The sequence below is a fragment of the Streptomyces sp. NPDC051315 genome, assembly GCF_044455165.1.
Taxonomy (GTDB): Bacteria; Actinomycetota; Actinomycetes; order Streptomycetales; family Streptomycetaceae; genus Streptomyces.
The window spans coordinates 1-15,807 of the sequence record NZ_JBITEN010000039.1; the positions used below are offsets into that span (position 1 = coordinate 1).

The window sequence follows — 15,807 nt, forward strand, 5'->3', positions numbered from 1 at the left end:
CAGCACGGCGCGGACGACATGGACGGCTCGGTCGTCGAGTACAAGATCACCCACGACGCCGACAACTACGGCACGCCGAACAAGCTGACCCGCGACGACCTGCTGGACCTCATCCGCGACGCCGGCTTCCGCCCGGTCGAGCGCAACACGCGCTACGAGATCATCCGCGAGTACGAAGGCCCGGACCCGGCCCGCCGCGAGACCCCGCAGCCGATGCGGGTCTGATCCGGCGCCGGCACCGTGACTTCGTCTCCCCCGCGCCCGCAACCCCAAGACGACCCGCCAGGCAGGTGTGAATGTCCCCCCAGACGACGAACAACGAGGACCTGGAAGTCTGGATCGACCAGGGCCTGTGCACCGGTGACGGCATCTGCGCCCAGTACGCGCCCGAGGTGTTCGAGCTGGACATCGACGGGCTGGCCTACGTGAAGAGCGAGCAGGACGAACTGCTCCAGGAGCCCGGCGCGACGACGAGGATCCCGCTGGAGGTGCTCACCGACGTCATCGACTCCGCCAAGGAGTGCCCCGGCGAGTGCATCCACGTCCGCCGCGTCTCCGACGGTGTCGAGATCCACGGACCCGACGCCGTGGACGCCTGACGACCCGTCACCCCCGAACGGCGAGGCGGCCGGCCCGGTCCCCCGCGGGCCTGCCGCCTCGCCACCCTCTCCGCACCCCGCGACACCGCGTTCGAGGCCCCCTCCCTGTGGGGCGGGCACGTCGACACACGGGAAGGACATCCACGTCCCATGAGCACCACCCCTTCCGACGACCTGTGGATCCGCAGGTTCCGGCCCTCTCCCGACGCGGCCGACCGTCTGGTGTGCTTTCCGCACGCCGGCGGGTCGGCCAGTTTCTACGTGCCCGTCGCCACCGCGCTGAGCCCCGGTGTCGACGTCCTCGCGATCCAGTACCCCGGACGTCAGGACCGCCGCAGCGAGCCCGGGCCCACCTCCATCGCCGAACTCGCCGACGGCGTCACGGCGGCACTGGCCGGCTGGGACGACCGTCCGCTGACGTTCTTCGGGCACAGCATGGGAGCCCTGGTGGCGTTCGAGACGGCCCGGCGCATGGAGCGGGCCGGGAGCGGCCCGGTCCGCTTGTTCGCCTCGGGCCGCCGCGCCCCCTCCCGCACCCGTGACGAACACGTGCACACCCTCGACGACGACGGAGTCGTCGCCGAACTGCGCGCCCTGGCCGGCACGGACGCCCAGGTCCTCCAGGACGAGGAGCTGCTGCGCATGGTGCTGCCAGCCATCCGCGGCGACTACCGGGCGGTGGAGACCTACCGTTGCGAGCCCGGTGCCCGGGTGCGCTGTCCCGTCACCGTACTGACCGGGGACGCGGACCCCCGCACGACGGTGGAGGAGGCCCGCGCCTGGAGCGGGCACACCGACGCCGGCTGCGACCTCCGCGTCTTCTCCGGCGGCCACTTCTTCCTGTCGGAACGGCCCGCCGAGGTGCTGGCCGTGCTGACCGAGCACTTCGCCGCCTCCTGCGCCACCACCGGCCGGGCCTGACCCCCGGCGGCCCGCCCCTTCCTCCGCCCCCTCGACCCGTTCCGGGAGTTGTGCACCATGACCGAGCAACTCGCCCCCGAGGCACCGGTGCCGGCGCTGACCCCCGTCCGCCGGCGCCGGCCCCGGGTGGGACACATCCAGTTCCTCAACTGCCTTCCGCTGTTCTGGGGGCTGGCCCGTACCGGCTCCCTCCTCGACATGGAGCTGCGCACCGACACCCCGGACGGCCTCAACGACGCGCTGGCCGCGGGCGACCTCGACATCGGGCCGATCAGCCTGCTGGAGTTCCTGCGGCACGCCGACGACCTGGTGGCCCTGCCGGACATCGCGGTCGGCAGCGACGGCGACGTGATGTCCTGCCTGATCGTCAGCCAGGTGCCGCTGGAGGATCTGGACGGTCAGCCGGTAGCGCTCGGCTCGACCAGCCGCACCTCCGTCCGGCTGGCGCAGCTGCTGCTGGCCGAGCGGGTCGGGGTGCGTCCCGACTACCACGTCTGTCCGCCCGACCTGCGCTCCATGATGTCCGAGGCGAAGGCCGCCGTGGTCATCGGTGACGCGGCGCTGCGCGCGGCCCTGCACGAGGCGCCGAAGCTGGGACTGCACGTGCACGACCTGGGCCGGATGTGGAAGGACTGGACGGGTCTGCCCTTCGTGTTCGCCGTCTTCGCCGCCCGCCGCGACTTCCTGGCCCGGGAACCGGAGCTGGTGCGCCGGGTCCACGCCGATCTACTCACCTCCCGCGACCTGTCGCTGGCGGAGGTGACCAAGGTGTGCGAACAGGCCTGCCAATGGGAGGAGTTCGACGCCGCGACGCTGGAGCGCTACTACACCACGGCCCTCGACTTCAGCCTCGGCCAGGCGCAGCTCGCCGGCATCACCGAGTTCGCCCGCCGGGTCGGCGGCGGAAACGAGGGCTTCCCGCCCGACGTCGTCGTCCGGCTGCTCGAACCCGCTGCTTCCTGATCCCGTCCCACCACGCCACCGGAAAGGCCGGCACCGTGTCCCGACCTGCGCACCACCGTCTCCAGTCCGTCCTCGACCGTGCCGCCGACGGCGGGCGGATCACCCCCGAGGAGGCCCTCGACCTCTACCGCGACGCCCCTCTGCACGCGCTGGGCGCCGCCGCCGACGCCGTACGCCGCCGCCGGTACGCGGGCACCGAGCACATCGCCACGTACATCATCGAGCGGAACATCAACTACACCAACGTGTGCGTCACGGCGTGCAAGTTCTGCGCCTTCTACGCGGCCCCGAAGGACACCGCCAAGGGCTGGACGCGCGACCTGGACGACATCCTGCGGCGCTGCGCGGAGACCGTCGAACTCGGCGGCACGCAGATCATGTTCCAGGGCGGACACCACCCGGACTACGGCGTCGAGTACTACGAGAAGCACTTCTCCGCCATCAGGGAGGCCTTCCCGCAGCTCGTCATCCACTCGCTGGGCGCCTCCGAGGTCGAGCACATGGCCCGCATCTCCAAGGTGAGCGTCGAGGAGGCCATCAAGCGCATCCACGCCGCCGGGCTCGACTCCTTCGCGGGCGCCGGTGCGGAGCTGCTGCCCGCCCGCCCCCGCAAGGCCATCGCGCCGCTGAAGGAGTCCGGCGAGCGCTGGCTGGAGATCATGGAGACCGCGCACAACCTGGGCGTGGAGTCGACGACCACCATGCTGATGGGCACGGGCGAGACGAACGCCGAGCGCATCGAGCACCTGCGGATGATCCGTGACGTGCAGGACCGCACGGGCGGCTTCCGGGCCTTCATCCCGTACACCTACCAGCCCGAGAACAACCACCTGAAGGGCCGCACCCAGGCCACGCTCTTCGAGTACCTGCGGATGATCGCCGTCGCCCGCCTCTTCCTCGACAACGTGCCCCACATCCAGGGCTCCTGGCTGACCACCGGCAAGGAGGTCGGCCAGCTCTCCCTGCACTACGGCGCCGACGACCTCGGCTCGGTCATGCTGGAGGAGAACGTCGTCTCCTCCGCCGGCGCCAAGCACCGCTCCGACCTGATGGAACTGATCACCCTCATCCGGGCCGCGGGACGGGTACCGGCGCAGCGCTCCACGACGTACGAGCACCTCGTCGTCCACGACGACCCGGCGAACGACCCCGTCGACGAGCGGATCGTCTCGCACGTGTCCTCCACGGCGATCGCGGGCGGCACCGCGCACCCGGAACTCAAGCTGATCGCCGCCACCTGAGGCCCGGGCTCCCTCACCCCCACCCCTGCACGAGGACGGAGAAGCCCATGGCGGGCGCCATACACGCCGCGGGTCTGGTGAAGACCTTCGGGGAGGTCCGGGCCGTCGACGGAGTCGACCTGGACGTACCGGAAGGCAGCGTCCTGGGGCTGCTGGGCCCCAACGGAGCGGGCAAGACCACCATGGTGCGTCTGCTCACGACGCTGCTGCGCCCCGACGCGGGCACCGCGACCGTGGCCGGTCACGACGTGGTCCGCGACCCGGACGCGGTGCGGCTCTCGATCGGCCTGTCGGGCCAGTTCGCGGCCGTCGACGACCGGCTCACCGGCCGCGAGAACCTCCGCATGATCGGCGAGCTGTACGGGCTGCGCTCCCGCACGGCCCGGCGGCGCGCCGACGAGCTGCTCGACCGGTTCGACCTGGCCGGCGTCGCCGGCCGGGTGTCGAGCACGTACTCCGGCGGCATGCGGCGCCGGCTGGACCTGGCCGGGGCGCTGGTGGTGCGGCCCCCGGTGATGTTCCTGGACGAGCCGTCGGTCGGGCTGGACCCCACGAGCCGGCTCATGCTGTGGGACGCCATCGAGGACCTGGTGCGGCAGGGCACCACGCTGCTGCTCACCACGCAGTACCTGGAGGAGGCCGACCGGCTCGCCCAGGACCTCGCGGTGGTCGACCACGGGCGCGTCATCGCCCGGGGCACACCGCGCGACCTCAAGGCCCAGGCCGGCGGCCAGCGCATCGAACTGGTCGTGTCCTGGCCCGAGCAACTCGACGCCGCCGCACGGCTGCTGACCCGGCTCGGCAACCACGTCCCCGACATCGACCGGCCCCGGTCCACCGTGTCCGCGCCGGCCGACGGCGGGGTGCGGCTGCTGGCGGAGGTCGTCGCCGCGCTGGACGCCGAGGGCATCGAGATCACCGACATCGGGCTGCGCCGCCCCACCCTGGACGAGGTGTTCATGGCCCTGACCGAGGACGGCCCCCGGGACACCGGGCGCACCGCGGTGGGCGTCGGCGCGTCGAGCGAGAAGGAGTGATGAACGTGTCGGCAGCGGCACCGGCCGTACCCGAACTCACACCCGGTACGGCCGCCAAGGCCGTACGCGACGTCCTGGTGGTGACGCGGCGCAACGTGGTCCGCATGGTGCGGATCCCGGAGGTGCTGATCCTCAGCCTGGTGCAGCCCGTGGTGTTCGTGCTGCTGTTCGCCTACCTCTTCGCCGGCTCCTTCAGCCTGCCCGGCGCGCAGGGCCCGGCGGCGTACCGGGAGTTCATGATGGCCGGGTTCTTCGCCCAGACCATCGCGTTCGCGACGGCCAGCAACAGCAGCGTCAGCATGGCCACCGACGTGCACAGCGGCATGGTGGACCGGTTCCGGTCACTGCCGATGGCGCGCGGCGCGCTGCTGACCGGGCGGACGGTCGCGGACCTGGTGCAGAACACCGTCGTGATCATGGTGATGATCCTGTGCGCGCTGCTGGTCGGCTGGCGCATCCACCACGGGCTGCCGCGGGCGCTGGCCGCGTTCGCGCTGCTGCTGCTCATGGGGTACGCGCTGTCGTGGGTGGGCGTGGTCATCGGACTGTCGGTGCGCGCCCCCGAGGCGGCGGCCACCAGCAACTTCCTGTGGCTGTTCCCGCTGACGTTCCTGTCCAACGCGTTCGTGGCGCCCTCCACACTGCCGACGGTGCTGCGCTGGGCCGCCGAGTGGAACCCGCTGAGCGCGACGGTGCAGGCGGCCCGGCAGCTGTTCGGCAATCCGGGGCCGGCCGCCACCGGGGCGTGGCCCGCGCAGCATCCGGTGCTGGTCTCGGTGACCTGGTCGGTGGTCATCGCCGTGGTGTGCCGGGCGCTGGCGATCCGCCGCTACCGTGCGGCCGGCGCCTGAGGGGGAGGACCTGATGACGGACGCCACGTTCCGCGCGGATCTCATCCGGCCGGTGCACGAACTGCTCGCCGGGCACGCGGCCCGGCAGCCGGGCCGCGTCGCCTTCAAGGACAACCGCCGCTCGGTCACCTGGGCCGAACTGGAGCGGCGCACGGCACGGGTCGCCGGGCATCTGGCGGAACGGGGCCTGGGCCGCGGCGAGTCGGTGGTGATCTACCTGCCGAACCGGCTGGAGACGGTGGAGAGCTACCTCGCCGTCACCCGCGCCGCCGGGGTGGGGGTGCCGCTGAACCCGCAGTCGACCGACCCCGAACTGGCCCATCTGCTGGCGGACTGCGCCGCCCGGGTGGTCATCACCGGTGCCGCGCAGCTGCCGCAGGTGCGCCGCGTCCTCGCCCACCGGCCGGACGTGGTGGTGATCCTGGTCGGGGACGCCTCCGAGCCGGGCTTCGCGGAAGCCGCCGAGGAGATGCCGCCGCTGTGGGAGGAGCTGGCGTCGACCTGGTCGCTGCGCGCGTCGGCCCGCGACGACCTGGGCCTGGACGAGCCGGCCTGGATGCTCTACACCTCCGGCACGACCGGCCGCCCCAAGGGCGTCGTGTCCACGCAGCGCGGTTCCCTGTGGGCGACTGCCGCCTGCAACGCCCCGCTGCTGGGGCTGTCGCCGCAGGACCGTGTCCTGTGGCCGATGCCGCTGTTCCACGCGGTGGCGCACAACATCTGCGTGCTCGGCGTGGTCGCCGTCGGCGCGAGCGCCCGCATCACCGACGGTCTGGCGGCCGAGGAGGTGCTGCGCCGGGCGCGGGAGGAGGACGCCACCTTCCTGGTGGGCGTGCCGACCCTGTTCCACCACATGGTGGAGCTCGCCCGCTCCGATGCCGTGGAGGTACCGCGGCTGCGCGTGTGCATGGTCGCGGGCTCGTCCTGCCCGCGGTCCCTGCACGAGGACTTCCGGGCCGCCTACGGCATCGGACTGCTGGACAGCTACGGCTCCACCGAGACCGGCGGCGCCATCACCACCAACCTGCCCGACGGGCCGTACGTGCCCGGCTCGTGCGGGGTGCCGCTGCCGGGGCTGACGCTGCGGCTGACCGACCCGCGCACCCGCGCGGAGGTCGAACCGGGCGCGGAGGGCGAGATCTGGGTGTCCAGCCCGGCCCTGATGCTGGGCTACCACCAGCAGCCGGAGGAGACCGCCGCCGTCCTGTCGGACGGCTGGTACCGCACCGGCGACCTGGCCCGCCAGGACGCCGACGGCTATGTGACGATCACGGGCCGGCTGAAGGAGCTCATCATCCGCGGCGGGGAGAACATCCACCCGCGCGAGGTGGAACAGGTCCTCGCCGCGGCGCCCGGGGTGGCCGACGCGGCCGTGGCGGGCGTCCCGCACGCGTCGCTCGGGGAGGTCCCGGCGGCCTATCTGGTGCCGGGACCGGACGGGATCGACGTGGAGAGCGTGCTGGCCGTGTGCCGGCAGCGGCTGACGGCGTTCAAGCTGCCGGAGGAGATCCACGAGATCGCGGAGGTGCCGCGCAACCCGGCCGGGAAGGTGATCCGCAAGGAACTGGCCGCCCTGCCGGGCCGGTTGCTGTGGCGCCGGACCCGGCAGGCGCAGGAGTCGGCTCCCGCCTACAGCGGCGCCGGCGACCTCGGGCTCGACGACTCGGGGCATCCCCTGCTGACCGCGTACGTCGAACTGCCCGAGCAGCGGGGCCTGGTGTGCTCCGGCCGGCTCACCGCCGCCGGGACCGACCCCGCACTGCTGCGACGGGCCGACGGCGGCACGGTGCTGGCCGGTTCGGCGCTGCTGGAGACGGTGCTGCACGCGGCGGGCCGGACCGGCTGCGCGCGCGTGGTGGAACTCTCCGCCGAGGAGCCGCTGGTGGTGCCGCGCGACGGCGGTGTGCAGCTGCGGGTGACCGTGGGCGCGGCGGACGGCGACGGTGTCCGCCGCGTCGAGGTGCACGGGCGGCGCGACTCGTACGGTGCCGGGGGGCGCCCGTGGACCCGGCACGCCGTGGGCGCGGTGGCGCCCGACGCCGTACCGGAACCGGAGGAGCAGGCGGGGGTGTGGTCGTCGCAGGACGCGCGCCGCGAGTCCCCCGGCGACGGGGACACACGGATGCCGGGCACCGTGTGGCGGCGGGGCGACGACGAGGTGTTCGTCGAGGTGTCCCTGCCGGACCGGAGCGCCGCCCGGGACGGGTTCGAGGTGCATCCGGCGCTGCTGGAGGCGGCGTTCGCGGCCGCGGTCGGGCAGCCGCTGGAGCAGCCGGCCGCGGTGGCCTGGCGCGAGGTGTCCCTGTACGCGGTGGACGCGTCGGTGCTGCGGGTGCGGCTGCGGGCCACGCCGGACGGGACCTGGGCGGTCGACGCGTTCGACGGTGCCGGGGACCCGGTGCTGACGGCGCGCTCGGTGACGTTCGCGCCGCTGGCCCACCGTGAGGTCCGCGCGGCGTCCGCGGCCCAGCAGGACGGCCTGTTCGAGGAGGTGTGGGACGTCTGCGAGCTGCCCCGCCCGGCACCGCGGCAGGAACGCTGGGCGGTCGTCGGCGCGGATGTGCTGCGGGCCCGTTCGGGGCTGATGTCGGCCGGCCGCTACTGCGAGATCCATCCGGATCTGCCCGCGCTGCTGTCCGCGGTGGGCGAGGGCGCGCCGGTACCGGACGTGGTGGTCGTGTCACACGCCGGGGACCCCGGGGCCCCCGGGGAACCGGATGCCCTCTCCCCCGCCGGCGCGGTCCGCGCGGCCGTCGACGAGGCGCTGGGCTGGGTCCGGCACTGGGCCGATCCCCGCTTCGCCCGCAGCCGGCTGGTGGTGCTGACCCGCGGAGCGGCCGCCGCCCTGGAGGACGCCGCGCCGCCGGACCCGGCCGCCGCAGCGGTGTGGGGTCTCATCAGTGCCGTGCAGGACCGGGCACCGGGCCGGTTCACGCTGATCGAGACCGACGCCGTCAAGCGCTCCTGGCGGCGGGTGCAGGACGCGGTCGCCTCCGGTGAGCCCCGGCTCGCGCTGCGCGCCGGTGAGGTCCGCCGGCCGCGAGCGGTCCGGCTGCCCGTCACGGTGTCGGACGCCTCCCCGGCGGCCGGCCGCGTCGCGCTGTTCGCCGCGAGTGAGGAATCCGGTCCGGCCGAGTTCCTGCCGGCCGTGTGGCCCGCGCGGCAGCCGCTCCTGGCGGGCCCGTTCGCGAAGAACGCGGCCGACGGCATGCCGGCGTTCACGCAGCCCGGTGAGCCGGTGCCGTGGGAGCCCGACGACCCGGCCGGATCGGTCCGGGCCCTGCTCGACGCCGGTCCCACGACGGTGGTGTTCGCCGCCTCCGTACGGGCCGAGCGGGACGCCGACGTGGACGCCGCGCTGCGTCCCGTCGTCGACCCGGCGCTGGAACTGGTCCGCTCGGCACCCGTCCACGCGGTCACGTCCGTGGTGTTCACCACGCCCGGACCGCGGACCGCGGGACCGGCCGACGCGGCGGTGGCGGCGGTGTTCGACGCCTGCGCCCGCAGGCTGCGGGAGGCCGGGGTGGCGGCCGTGTCGGTGCGCGGCCCGGCCGGGCCGCCGGAGGAGGCCGCCGACCTGTTCGCCGCGGCCGTCGCCGCCGGACGGCCGTCGCTCACCGCCGAGCGGCCGGAGGTTCCCCGCACCCGCACCGTCGCGCCGCTCACGGCGAGCGCGGCGCTGCTGCGCGGCCTGACGGCCGGTCCGGCGCGGCGGGCCGCGCGGGACGAGCTCGCCGATCCCGGCGGACTGCGGCACCGGCTGGCCGCGCTCTCGGGCGTCGAGCAGGAGGAGACCCTGCTGCGTCTGGTGCGCGGGCACTTCGCGACGGCGCTGGGCCGGGGCGGCGCCGGGCAGGTGCCCGCCCACCAGGAGATCCGCGATCTGGGGTTCGACTCGCTGACCGCGCTGACCGCCCGCGACGCACTGGAGTCGGCGACCGGCCTGTCGCTGCCGGCGTCGGTGGTCTTCGACTTCGCGACACCGGCGGGACTGGCCCGTCATCTGCGCAAGGAACTGCTCGCCGGCTGAGACGGGCCGCGAGCCGGGCGGCAGGGCACCGTGCGGTGCCCTGCCGCCCGGTGCCGTCTACGCCGTCGTCCCCGCACGCCGACCTAGGAGGAACAACAGATGCGTGTCGAGAACGTCCACATCGAGTCGCTGGGCGTGGTGCTGCCCGAGTGGGCCAGTGCCGAACAGGCGGTGGCCGAAGGCCGTCTGGACGCCGGGATCCAGGCCGCGAACGGCCTGACCGGGGCCCATGTCGCGGGAGACGTACCGGCGATGGACCTGGCGGTGTCGGCGGCGCGGATCGCGCTGGACCGCTCGAAGATCGACCCCGAGGACCTGGGGGCGCACATCCACAGCGCCGTCCACTACCAGGCCCCCGAGGGCGCCTACCCGCCCGGTTACATCCTGCGGGAGCTGGGTCTGGGCCGCCTGCCCGCGCTCTTCCTCCAGCAGGGCTGCGACGGCATGCTCAGCGCGCTGGAGGTGGCGATCGGCAAGCTCACCGGGGCCGCCGAGGCGGGGTCGGTGCTGCTGACGACGGGGGAGAACTTCTCCTCGCCCACCATGGACCGTTGGCGTGGCTTCGGTCAGGCGTACATCCTCGGTGACGGCGCGGCGGCCGCGCTGATCAGCGACGAGGGCGGGTTCGCGGAGGTGCGGTCGCTGAACTCCGGTGTGCTGCACGAGCTGGAGAAGTGGCACCGCGGGGACGGTCCGCTGGTGCTGCGCGAGGGCACCGGGTCGATGTCCGACATGGCGGAGCGGGCGCAGCGGTTCACCGACCGTGAGATGCCACTGTCGGAGACGATGGAGAAGCTGACCCTGTTCGACCTGGACATCATCCAGCGCTCCCTGGTGGACGCCGGGCTGAACGCCTCGGATCTGTCGATGGTCGTGCCGATCAACATGGACGGCCGGATGATCGAGTACTCGATCATGCTGCCGCTGGGTCTGACGATGGAGAAGTGCAGCTGGGAGTTCGGCCGGGCGGTGGGGCACGTGGGCGGTGCGGACGTGTTCATCACCCTGGAGCACCTGGTGCGCACCCGGGCGGTGTCCCCCGGCGACCACGTGCTGCTGGTCTCGCAGGGGCCCGGCTGGCTGTGCAGCGCGGCCGTGGTCACGATCACGGAGGTGCCTCACTGGGCGGAGTGAACGCCCGGCGGCCGGACGAAGGGCCCGTCCCCCTCGGTGCGAGGGGGACGGGCCCTTTCCCGTGCCGGGTACCGCGTCAGGCGCCGAGGCCGGTCAGCCAGCTCTCGGTGGCGTCGGCGGTGGAGCGGGCGTGCGCCTCCATCATGGTGAAGTGGTTGCCGGGGACGTCGAGCACGGTGTGCGCCCGCTCCCAGGACGTCTGCCACCCCCGCGCGGGCAGTCCCTCCCCGTCGGCCGCGGGTACCGGCGGTTCGCTGGAGCGCACCAGCAGCACCGGGCAGTCCAGCGGGCCCGGTTCCCATTCACCGATGAGGGCCACGTACCAGCTCATGGCGGTCAGCCGGTCGGTGTCCATGTGCGCGAACATCGACTCCCGTTCGAACATGCCGCCCAGCATCTGCTGGGAGAAGCGCAGGAACGGCGAGTCGGCGCGCGGCATGTAGGTGTCCAGCAGGACGACGGCGGCCGGGGTCGCGCCGCGCTCCTGGAGGCGCCGGGCCGCGGACAGCGCCAGGACGCCGCCGGAGGAGGAGCCGAGCAGGACCGCCGGGGTGTCGCCCACGGTGCGGTGCACGGCGTCGGCGTGCAGGTCGGCGACCGCGTCGAAGGTGGCCGGCAGCGCCTCCCCCGTACCGAAGCCCTGGGTGGGCAGGGCCCACACGTCACGCCGGCCGCGGAAGCGGGAGGCGAAGCGGGCGTACTGGTGGACGCCGGCGAGGGCGACGTAGGAGCTGAAGCACACCAGTGGTGCGGCGGTGTCGCCGGCCGAGAGGCGGATCGCCTCCGGGACGGAGGGCAAGTCGGCCGGGCCGGTGAAGGTGGGGCGCAGTCCGGCCGCCGCCTGGAGCAGGGCGAAGCCGTCGTCGACGCGGCCGTCGAGGCAGGCCGCCTTGAACAGGCCGCCGATCGTGTCCTCGGCGCGGACCGGCGGGCCGGCCGGGGCGGGACCACCCGTGGAGTCGGCGGCCTGCCGAGGCTCCGCGTCCAGCCGCTGGTGCAGGTGGGCGGCGAGCGCCTCGGGAGTGGCGTGGTCGAACAGCAGGGTGGGGGCCAGCTTGAGGCCGGTGGCCGAGGCGAGGTGGTTGCGGAGTTCGACCACCGTCAGCGAGTCGAAGCCCTGCTCGGTGAAGAGGCGGTCGGGTTCGACCGCGTCGGCCGAGGGGTGGCCCAGCACAGTGGCGGCCAGGTCGCGGACCAGGCCGAGCAGCCGCGCACGGCCCTCCTCGGGGGTGGTGCCGGCGAGCAGCCGGGAGGTGACCGGGCCGGTGGACCCGGCCTCGACGGTGCGACGGGCGGGAGCGGCGGGCGCCGGGCGGAGCATCGCGCGCACTCCCGCCCGGCCCGAACTGGTGCGTACGGCGATCACCGCGGGGTCCGCCGCGCTCAGCGCGTCGTCCAGCAGGGCGAGGGCGTGGTCGGTGGCCAGCGGGCGCAGGCCGCCGCGGGCCAGCCGGCCGCGGTCGGTGGCGGACAGCCGGGAGGTCATGCCGCTGTCGCCGTCCCACAGTCCCCAGGCGACGGACACGGCGGGCAGGCCCAGGGCGTGCCGGTGGGCGGCGAGGCCGTCGAGGAAGGCGTTGGCGGCCGCGTAGTTGGCCTGGCCGGGTGCGCCGAAGGTGCCGGCCGCGGAGGAGAACAGCACGAACACCGCCGGGTCGAGGTGTGCGGTGGCGTCGTGCAGGTGCCAGGCGCCGTCGGCCTTGGGGCGCAGCACGGTGTCCAGACGGGCGGGATCCAGGGCGGTGAGCACGGCGTCGTCGGTGACGCCGGCCGCGTGGACGACTCCGGTCAGCGGCGCGTCGCCGGGCAGCCGGGTCAGCAGCCGTGCCACGTCGGCGCGGTCGGCGACGTCGCACGCCTCCAGCCGGACCTCCGCGCCGAGCGCGGTCAGTTCGGTGACCAGGACGTCCGCGCCGGGGGCGTCGGGGCCGCGGCGGCCGGCCAGCAGCAGGGAGCGCACGCCGTGCCGGGTGACCAGGTGGCGGGCGACGGCCCGGCCGAGGGTGCCGGTGGCGCCGGTGACCAGGACGGTGCCGGCGGCCAGGTCGGGCGCCGTCGCCGCGGGGGCGGGGGCGGCGTCGGGGTGCAGGAGACGTCCGTCGCGGACGGCGCCGTGCGGCCGGCCGGCGGCCACTGCGGCGAGCAGGGCGCGGTCGTCGGCGTCCGCCGGGTCACCGGGGAGGTCCAGCAGCTGGAACCGGCCCGGGTGTTCGGCCTGCGCGGAGCGCACCAGCCCCCAGAGCGCGGCACCGGGGATGTCCGGCAGGGTGACGCCGGGTGCGGCGGTGTCCCGGCCGATCGGGACGGCGGCGCGGGTGACGAAGAGCAGCCGGGAGCCGGCGAACCGGTCGTCGGCGAGCCAGCCGCACATCAGCTCGTGCGCCCGGGTCAGCAGGCCCCGTACCGCGTCGGGTACGGGTGGACCGTCGGGCCGGCGCGGTTCGGGCGCCACGACGACCAGCTCGGGCATGGTCATGCCGGTGTCGACCGCCTTGGCGAGGGCCTCGAGGTCGGCGTAGGTCTCCAGGTGCACGCCGGACCCGTCGAGGGCGGCGGCGACGTGGTCGTCACCGGCGCCGAGGACGATCCAGCGCACGGACTCCGGGTGCGGGGCCACCGGGACCGGCAGGGTCTCCTGCCAGTCCAGGCGCAGCAGTTCGGGCCGGTCCGGGCCCGGAGCCGGGATCACCTCGCGCAGGGTGATCGCGTCGGCGGTGGCGACCGGCCGGCCGGCGGTGTCGGTGACGAGGACGGAGTAGCCGTGGTCGTGCCCGGCGGGGGCCAGCCGCACCCGCAGCGCGGTGGCGCCGGTGGCGTGCAGGGTCAGGCCGGTCCAGGCGAACGGCAGCATCGGCGCGGCGGGTTCGTCCGCCGCGGCTCCCGGGCGCCGGACCAGGAGCGCCTGGACGGCGGCGTCCAGGAGCGCGGGGTGCAGGCCGTAGCGGGCGGCGTCCTCCTTGTACGGCTCGGGCAGTTCGACCTCGGCGAAGATCTCGTCGCCCCGCTGCCACACGGTGCGCAGTCCGCGGAAGCCGGGCCCGTAGGCGAAGCCGGCGGCGGCGAAGGCGGCGTAGGGGTCCTCGTCGGAGACGACGGCGGCGCCGGGCGGCGGCCAGGCGGCCAGGTCGTCCGCCGGCCGGGCGGGGGCCTGCGGGGCCAGGACTCCCCGCGCGTGGAGCTGCCAGTCGGCCTCGCCGTCGGCGGGCCGGGACCAGATGCCGAAGGGGCGGCGGCCCTCCTCGTCCGGGGCGTCGACGGTGACCTGGACGGGGACGGTGCCCCGCTCCGGTACGACGAGCGGGCTGAGCAGGGTCAGTTCGCTCAGGTGGCCGCAGCCGGCCCGGTCGCCGACGTGGACGGCGAGGTCGAGGTAGCCGGTCGCGGGCAGGATGACCTGGCCCAGCACGGCATGGTCGGCGAGCCAGGGCTGGATACGGGTCGACAGCCGTCCGGTGAACAGCAGTTCGTCCGAGCCCGCCCGGGTGATCTCGGCGTCGAGGAGTGGATGGCCGACGGGGTCGGCTCCGCCGAGGGCGGCTTCGGTGCCGGCGGGCACGGTGGGCAGCCAGTAGCGCTGCCGCTGGAAGGCGTAGGTGGGCAGCGCCACGGGCCGGGCGCCGGGCAGCAGCGCCGCCCAGTCCGGCTCGCCGCCGTGGGCGAAGAGGGTGGCGACGGCGGTGAGCAGTCGGCGCGGTTCGGGCTGGTCGCGCAGGACGGCCGCGGTGAACACCGCCTCCTGCGTCCCGTGCGACTCCGTCTCGGCGAGAGCCGCTTCGGCGAGGGCGGTGAGCCGGCTGTCGGGGCCCACCTCCAGGAAGCGGCGCGCGCCGAGGTCCCGCAGGCGCAGCAGGGCGTCGTGGAAACGGACCGGCTGCCGCACGTGCCGTACCCAGTACTCGGGGTCGGTGAGCAGGCCGGGTTCGGCGGCCGAGCCGGTCAGCGTCGAGACGACGGGCAGGCGCGGTTCGGCGTAGGACAGTCCGGTGGCGACGGCCCGGAAGTCGTCGAGGACCGGGTCCATGAGGGGCGAGTGGAAGGCGTGACTGACGCGCAGCCGGGTCGTGCGCCGGCCCAGACCGGCGAAGTGGGCGCAGACCTCGTCGACGGCCTCCTCGGTGCCGGAGACGACGGTGGCGGTGGGCCCGTTGAGGGCGGCGACGCCGATCTCGTGCTCCCGTCCGGCCAGCAGCTCCGTCACCTCGGCCCCGGTGGCCCGCACCGCGGCCATCGCGCCGCCGGCCGGCAGGGCCTGCATCAGGCGACCGCGGGCGGCCACCAGGGCGCAGGCGTCGTCGAGGGAGAACACCCCGGCCACGTGGGCCGCGGCGATCTCGCCGATGGAGTGCCCGGCGAGCACGTCGGGGCGCACGCCGAGCGACTCCAGCAGCCGGAACAGCGCGACCTCGAAGGCGAAGAGGGCGGGCTGGGCGTGCTCGGTGCGGTGCACGAGGTCGGGGTCGTCGCCGAACACGGCCTCGCGCAGCCCGGGAACGCGTGCGCACACGGCGTCGTAGGCCTCGGCGAACACGGGGAAGGCGGCGTGCAGTTCGCGGCCCATGCCGGGGCGCTGGGCGCCCTGCCCGGTGAACAGGAAGGCGGTACGTCCGCCGGTGCGGGCGGTGCCGGTGACGGTGGCCGGGAGGGGGGTGCCCTCGGCGAGGGCCCGGAGCTGGGCGGTGAGGTCGTCGTGGCCGGTGCCGATGAGCACGGCCCGGTGGGGGAAGGCGGTGCGGGTGGTGGCCAGGGCGAGGGCGGTGTCGGCCGGGGCCACGCCGGGGTGGGCGTTCACGTGGTCGAGGAGGCGGCGGGCCTGGTCGCGCAGGGCCTGCGGGTCCCGGCCGCTGACGACCCAGGGAACCGTCCCGTCGGCCCCGGTCGGCTCCGCGCCCCCGCTCTCTCCCGCGTCGTCGGCGGGTTGTTCGGGGGCGGCTTCGAGGATGACGTGGGCGTTGGTGCCGCTGATCCCGAAGGACGACACACCGGCACGCCGCGGACGGTCCCCGGACCCGGGCCACTGCCGCGCCTCGGTCA

The 15,807-nt window shown here is 74.7% G+C and carries 9 protein-coding genes and 1 pseudogene; 9 read left to right on the forward strand and 1 reads right to left on the reverse strand.

What is annotated here, in order from left to right; translation table 11 throughout:
- The 9 genes and pseudogenes from ACIBBD_RS38485 to ACIBBD_RS38525 all read left to right on the forward strand — a co-directional run.
- Positions 1–225 (forward strand): annotated as a pseudogene (locus ACIBBD_RS38485) (aminofutalosine synthase MqnE); the annotation flags it as partial.
- A 71-nt stretch (positions 226–296) separates the two neighbouring features.
- The gene (locus ACIBBD_RS38490; RefSeq protein WP_399424640.1) at positions 297–599 is read left to right on the forward strand and encodes a ferredoxin; all 303 of its coding nucleotides are present in this window, start codon (positions 297–299) and stop codon (positions 597–599) included.
- Between the two features lie 150 nt (positions 600–749).
- Complete coding sequence (locus ACIBBD_RS38495) at positions 750–1,520, forward strand: thioesterase II family protein (RefSeq protein ID WP_399424642.1); 771 nt, start codon at positions 750–752, stop codon at positions 1,518–1,520.
- 57 nt (positions 1,521–1,577) lie between these two features.
- Positions 1,578–2,483 carry a menaquinone biosynthetic enzyme MqnA/MqnD family protein gene (locus tag ACIBBD_RS38500; protein WP_399424643.1) on the forward strand — a complete coding sequence of 302 codons (906 nt, stop codon included), beginning with the start codon at positions 1,578–1,580 and terminating at the stop codon, positions 2,481–2,483.
- Positions 2,484–2,518: 35 nt separating this feature from the next.
- Positions 2,519–3,724 carry a cyclic dehypoxanthinyl futalosine synthase gene (gene mqnC, locus ACIBBD_RS38505; protein ID WP_399424644.1) on the forward strand — a complete coding sequence of 402 codons (1,206 nt, stop codon included), beginning with the start codon at positions 2,519–2,521 and terminating at the stop codon, positions 3,722–3,724.
- 47 nt (positions 3,725–3,771) lie between these two features.
- A complete protein-coding gene (locus ACIBBD_RS38510; protein WP_399424645.1) occupies positions 3,772–4,761 on the forward strand; it encodes an ATP-binding cassette domain-containing protein in 990 nt (329 codons plus the stop codon).
- Entirely contained in the window at positions 4,761–5,612 is an 852-nt protein-coding gene (locus tag ACIBBD_RS38515) for an ABC transporter permease (protein ID WP_399424646.1), read from the forward strand. Before ACIBBD_RS38510 ends, ACIBBD_RS38515 begins: the two co-directional genes overlap by 1 nt.
- 13 nt (positions 5,613–5,625) lie before the next feature.
- The gene (locus ACIBBD_RS38520; RefSeq protein WP_399424647.1) at positions 5,626–9,642 is read left to right on the forward strand and encodes an AMP-binding protein; all 4,017 of its coding nucleotides are present in this window, start codon (positions 5,626–5,628) and stop codon (positions 9,640–9,642) included.
- Between the two features lie 99 nt (positions 9,643–9,741).
- The gene (locus ACIBBD_RS38525; RefSeq protein WP_399424648.1) at positions 9,742–10,776 is read left to right on the forward strand and encodes a ketoacyl-ACP synthase III family protein; all 1,035 of its coding nucleotides are present in this window, start codon (positions 9,742–9,744) and stop codon (positions 10,774–10,776) included.
- 76 nt (positions 10,777–10,852) lie between these two features.
- Here the strand turns inward: ACIBBD_RS38525 and ACIBBD_RS38530 are convergent.
- Positions 10,853–15,807, reverse strand: a 4,955-nt coding sequence (locus tag ACIBBD_RS38530; protein ID WP_399424650.1) for an SDR family NAD(P)-dependent oxidoreductase, incomplete at its 5' end; no start/stop codon positions are given.

Coding starts and splice junctions, on each gene's coding strand:
- ACIBBD_RS38515 (WP_399424646.1), top strand. CDS start 4,761: ATGAACGTGTCGGCAGCGGCACCGGCCGTACCCGAACTCACACCCGGT.
- ACIBBD_RS38495 (WP_399424642.1), top strand. CDS start 750: ATGAGCACCACCCCTTCCGACGACCTGTGGATCCGCAGGTTCCGGCCC.
- ACIBBD_RS38500 (WP_399424643.1), top strand. CDS start 1,578: ATGACCGAGCAACTCGCCCCCGAGGCACCGGTGCCGGCGCTGACCCCC.
- ACIBBD_RS38525 (WP_399424648.1), top strand. CDS start 9,742: ATGCGTGTCGAGAACGTCCACATCGAGTCGCTGGGCGTGGTGCTGCCC.
- ACIBBD_RS38520 (WP_399424647.1), top strand. CDS start 5,626: ATGACGGACGCCACGTTCCGCGCGGATCTCATCCGGCCGGTGCACGAA.
- ACIBBD_RS38510 (WP_399424645.1), top strand. CDS start 3,772: ATGGCGGGCGCCATACACGCCGCGGGTCTGGTGAAGACCTTCGGGGAG.
- ACIBBD_RS38490 (WP_399424640.1), top strand. CDS start 297: ATGTCCCCCCAGACGACGAACAACGAGGACCTGGAAGTCTGGATCGAC.